Here is a 768-nt window from a genome sequence, read left to right as displayed (position 1 = left end):
GGTCACCAAGGACAACCAGTGGAACGGGGCCGCCGCCCAGGGCGTGATCCTGCTGGTGCTCACCCTGGCCGGACTGCTGCTGGTCAAGGCCGTCACCTCCCTCGGCGCCAGCCGCAAGAAGAGGAGCGCCACATGATGGAACTACGCAAGTCACTGGCCGGGCGCATCGCCCTGACGGCCGTGGCCACCGTGATCCTGCTCTTCCTTGCGCTGCCGATCGTCGTCATCCTGGTCACCTCCTTCAGCAACAACGCCTTCGCCTCGTTCCCGCCGGAGACGTGGACGCTGAACTGGTACAAGGCCCTGTTCGCCGACGGCAGCAAATGGCCGGCCGCACTCTCCCTCAGTGCCCTGATCGCCGCGATGAGCACGGTGTTCTCACTGATCATCGGGGTGACCGCGGCGACCGCCCTGGTCCGCAGCGAACTCCCCTTGCGTTCCGCGGTCTTCGCCCTCGTCCTCGGCCCGCTGGTCATCCCCCAGATCGTCACCGCACTCGGCCTGTTCCTGTTCTTCGAACCCGCCGCCATGCTGGGCAGCCCGATCGCCATCGCCCTCGGCCACACCGTGCTGGCCTCACCCATCGCGGTGCTGATCCTGATCGCGACGCTGCGCGGAATCGACGAACGCCTCGAGGACGCCGCCGCCAGCATGGGCGCCGGCCGCCTCACCATCGCCCGGCGCATCACCTTCCCCCTGGCCGCACCCGGCATGATCGCGGCGGCGGTCTTCTCCTTCATCACCAGTTTCGACGAGTTCTACATCTCC

The 768-nt window shown here is 67.4% G+C and carries 1 protein-coding gene; it reads left to right on the top strand.

Annotated features, from left to right (window positions below; genetic code table 11):
* Positions 1-132 precede the first annotated feature (132 nt).
* A partial coding sequence (locus tag ADK65_RS35530; RefSeq protein ID WP_053675624.1) for an ABC transporter permease occupies positions 133-768 on the top strand: 636 nt, incomplete at its 3' end.

Source organism: Streptomyces sp. NRRL B-1140 (assembly GCF_001280065.1).
In the GTDB taxonomy this organism is placed as follows: Bacteria; Actinomycetota; Actinomycetes; order Streptomycetales; family Streptomycetaceae; genus Streptomyces.
Note: the sequence above shows the minus strand (reverse complement) of the source record. Positions and strands in the feature narration are given on the sequence as shown.